The 3,285-nt window shown below is 60.4% G+C and carries 5 protein-coding genes and 1 pseudogene; 5 read left to right on the top strand and 1 reads right to left on the bottom strand.

The window, feature by feature from the left end; genetic code table 11:
• Positions 1 to 651, top strand: a pseudogene (locus ACGVJ8_RS01650) (single-stranded-DNA-specific exonuclease RecJ); the annotation flags it as partial.
• A gap of 10 nt (positions 652 to 661) precedes the next feature.
• Here the strand turns inward: ACGVJ8_RS01650 and psb30 are convergent.
• Positions 662 to 769 carry a photosystem II reaction center protein Ycf12/Psb30 gene (gene psb30, locus ACGVJ8_RS01645; RefSeq protein ID WP_025362280.1) on the bottom strand — a complete coding sequence of 36 codons (108 nt, stop codon included), beginning with the start codon at positions 767 to 769 and terminating at the stop codon, positions 662 to 664.
• A gap of 108 nt (positions 770 to 877) precedes the next feature.
• On the opposite strand from psb30, the gene ACGVJ8_RS01640 reads away from it, so the two are divergent.
• The 4 genes from ACGVJ8_RS01640 to ACGVJ8_RS01625 form a co-directional block, all read left to right on the top strand.
• Entirely contained in the window at positions 878 to 1,252 is a 375-nt protein-coding gene (locus ACGVJ8_RS01640) for a YkgJ family cysteine cluster protein (protein WP_392345187.1), read from the top strand.
• Positions 1,245 to 1,574, top strand: a complete 330-nt coding sequence (locus tag ACGVJ8_RS01635; RefSeq protein ID WP_392345186.1) for a TMEM165/GDT1 family protein — start codon at positions 1,245 to 1,247, stop codon at positions 1,572 to 1,574. Before ACGVJ8_RS01640 ends, ACGVJ8_RS01635 begins: the two co-directional genes overlap by 8 nt.
• A gap of 2 nt (positions 1,575 to 1,576) precedes the next feature.
• Positions 1,577 to 1,888: a TMEM165/GDT1 family protein gene (locus ACGVJ8_RS01630; RefSeq protein ID WP_392345185.1), complete on the top strand. Its 312-nt coding sequence runs from the start codon at positions 1,577 to 1,579 to the stop codon at positions 1,886 to 1,888.
• Between the two features lie 106 nt (positions 1,889 to 1,994).
• Positions 1,995 to 3,285: RNB domain-containing ribonuclease (locus ACGVJ8_RS01625; protein ID WP_392345184.1), on the top strand; the 1,291-nt coding region annotated here is incomplete at its 3' end.

Raw genomic sequence — 3,285 nt, 5'->3', positions numbered from 1 at the left:
GGCCATCCCGCTGCTGGTGGGTTCACCGTGAGAGCAGAGCTGGTGCATGCCCTGCATGAGCGCCTCTGCGCCGAGGCTGATGGCTGGCTGATGACCCAGTCCCAGGGGCGTCCCGTGCAACCCGACGCTCTGCTGCAATTGAAGGATGTGAATTGGGATCTGTGGCGCCACCTGCAATCCCTGGCCCCCTTCGGCATCGGTCATCCGAAACCGCTGTTCTGGTCACGGGGAGTGAGCGTTGAGGATCGGCGGGACCTCAAGAGAGGAAACCTGGCCCTGACGCTGCGCCAAGGGGAGAGTGAGCGTCGCGCCATCGCCTGGCGATGGGATCCATCGGCGCCTGTCCCCGAGTGCTGTGACGTGGCCTACAGCATTTCGATCAACCATTGGCAGGGTGAACAGCGTCTCCAGCTGGAACTCAAAGCCATCCGCGCCCATACGGAGGTGGTGTTGATCGACCGCGGGTCATGGCAGTACACCGCCCGCTGGACGGAAACCTCAGGCCTGACGCTCACCAATGGCGAGGGTGAGACGCTTCAGGCGAGTATCGAACAAGAAAAGTCCCTCACCAGTAATAACGACTTGGCGAGGGATCAGCGGGTGATTCAATTGATCGAGGAAGCCTGCCTGGGATTGGGGCTTCGTCCTTGAAGCGATGTGATCAGAGTGCGCCGCGGCGGTAGAAGAGGATGAAGATGACAGCGGGACCGGCAATGGTGATCATCGCCAGGGCGGCAAAGTTGGCGATCAGGTGAATGTCAAAGCCCATGGCGATGCAGCGCTATCCGAAATCGTTACGCCTCCCAGGCTACGGGGCTCTGTCCCGAGAGCGACGGATTGGTTCTGATCTCTGTGATGGCTTGTCACAGCTTCAGTCATGAGCCGAGAGACGCCGCTATGGACCTGCATCAAGCACTGCGGAGCCTGTTGCCGGCTCGCTCCGGAGGAACGGGCTGATGCCCTGGCGGCCTTGAGCGAAGAGCAACAACGCACTTATCTAGCCATGGTTGGGCCAGACGGATGGTGCATTCACTACGACACGGGCAGTCAGCGCTGCACGATTTATGAGGAGCGTCCTGACTTCTGTCGTGTCAGTGGCCTAGGCCGTCTTTTTGGCGTTCCCGATGATCAGTTCGATGCCTTCGCAATCGCTTGTTGCCACCAGCAGATTCGCAGCACCTATGGCGGTCGCAGTGGCGTAATGCGTAGGTTCAAGCGCGCTCAGACCGCGGGAGGTTCTGTTGATGAGTGAGCGAACCAGCCCTGAGTCGCGCAGCTTTGCTGCTGTGTTGTTCAGCACCTTCACCACGGTGTTTGTGGCTGAACTTGGCGACAAAACACAGTTGGCGACACTGTTGCTCTCCGCCCAGTCCGGCTCACCTGTTTTGGTGTTCATCGGTGCCGCGCTGGCATTGATTGCCTCCAGCCTTGTGGGCGTTCTCGTGGGTCAATGGCTGGCCAAAATCCTTCCGCCTGAGCGTCTTGAACTGATGGCTGGAGTGCTGATGGTGGCGCTTGGCATCTGGCTGGGTCTCCAGACCGCCCGTTCCCTTTGGCTCAATGCCGCGAGCTGACGATGGATTTTCCACTTCTGATTTCCACCTTCTTGACCGTGTTTCTGGCCGAACTCGGTGACAAGACCCAACTCGCCACCGTTGCCATCAGTGGCACGTCCAATCGCCCCCTGGCCGTGTTTCTCGGCTCATCATCGGCGTTGGTTCTTGCCAGTTTGCTGGGAGCCTTTGCCGGTGGTTCCGTTGCAACGGTGATTCCCAGCGACCTGCTTCAGCTGGTGGCCTCGCTGGGTTTACTTGTGATCGGTGGCCGCTTGCTAGTTCCTCTCTTCCGTGCTGCGGAACCCACCAAAGACGGGGATCACACTCCTTAGTCCTAGAGTGGAGTTTGAAGGGTTGACTCCGCACGGCCTGCTGAACAGCGTCGGCCAACCCTTCCATTCCTCCCGGCCCTGATGGTCGGTCTCTGCGTACGCCACGATGAAATTTACGGTTGCCGATCTGCTGGATCAGCTCTCGACAGATCATCCCTCTGAGCCAGACCAACTGGCCAAGATTCTCAAGCTCGGCAACAAGACAGATAAAGCGTCGCTTGAGCTTGCCGTTTCATCACTGGTGAAGATCGGTGTGATCGAGCAGACGACTGAAGGTGGTCTCACGAGACCTCAAGAGAGCGACCTGATTGATGCCCGCCTGCGTTGCAGCAGCAAAGGCTTCTGCTTCGCCATTCGCGATGACGGCGGCGAGGACATCTATATCCGTGACCATCAGCTGAACCACGCCTGGAATGGCGATCGTGTGCTGGTGCGGGTGACGCGGGAGGGCGGACGCCGCCGCTCTCCAGAAGGTGGCGTGCAGTGCATCCTGGAACGGGCCACTCAATCGCTGTTGGCTCAGGTGGAGCAGCAGAGCGATCAGCTGCTGGCATCCCCCTTGGATGACAGGCTGCTTGCCAGCATTGAACTGCCAGCAGAGGATTCAAAGCATCTGCCCGGCGATGAGGTCTCTAGCGTTGTCGAGGTATGCATCGACCGCTACCCAGTGGCTCAGCATGCAGCGGCCGGCCATGTTGTGCGATCTCTCCCACTCAACGGCGGACCGGCGGCAGATCGAAACCTGCTGCTGACCAAGGCTGGGCTTCAGGACCGTCCGGCAGCACCCCGAAGCTCTGGCAAAACCCCTGCGGCAAAGGGCCGGGTCGATCTCACCGCGCAACCTTCGCTGCTTCTCAAAGGATGGACCCAGGAGGATGCGCCGGGGTTGCCTGCCGTGCACGTTGAGGCCAAGGACGGCGGTTGTCGCCTCTGGGTCCATGTGCCCAGCGTGGGCGAGCGGATCGGGATGGGCAACAGCCTTGATGCCTGCCTGCGAGATCGCGGCGAAGCGCTTTGCCTGGGTGCAGTCTGGCAACCCCTGCTGACTCCGTCCCTCAACAAGGCCACCAGCTTCTCCGCAGGCTCCGAGGCTGACGCCATCAGCGTTCGGCTCGATATCGCAGCCAACGGTGAGGTGAGCGATTGGGAGTTTATGCTGAGTTCGGTACGCCCCGTCGCCGACGTGAGCGCCGACCAGTTGATCGCCCTTGCGGAACGCAAACCCAAGGCACGAAGCATCCCTGCGGCTCTCAAACCGATCAAAGACCAGCTCGGTCAGTTGGAGACCCTGCGGTTCTGCAGCACCCTTCTGTTGGAGCACGAGCGCAACGGTGGGGGTGTGCAACTCGATCTCTGCCCTCCACAGCTGGAGGCCCTTGGTGACCTACGCAGCGCAG

It is taken from the genome of Parasynechococcus sp., assembly GCF_042954245.1.
In the GTDB taxonomy this organism is placed as follows: Bacteria; Cyanobacteriota; Cyanobacteriia; order PCC-6307; family Cyanobiaceae; genus Parasynechococcus.
The sequence above is the reverse complement of the archived record's forward strand: the minus strand, read 5'-3'. Positions and strand labels throughout refer to the sequence as shown.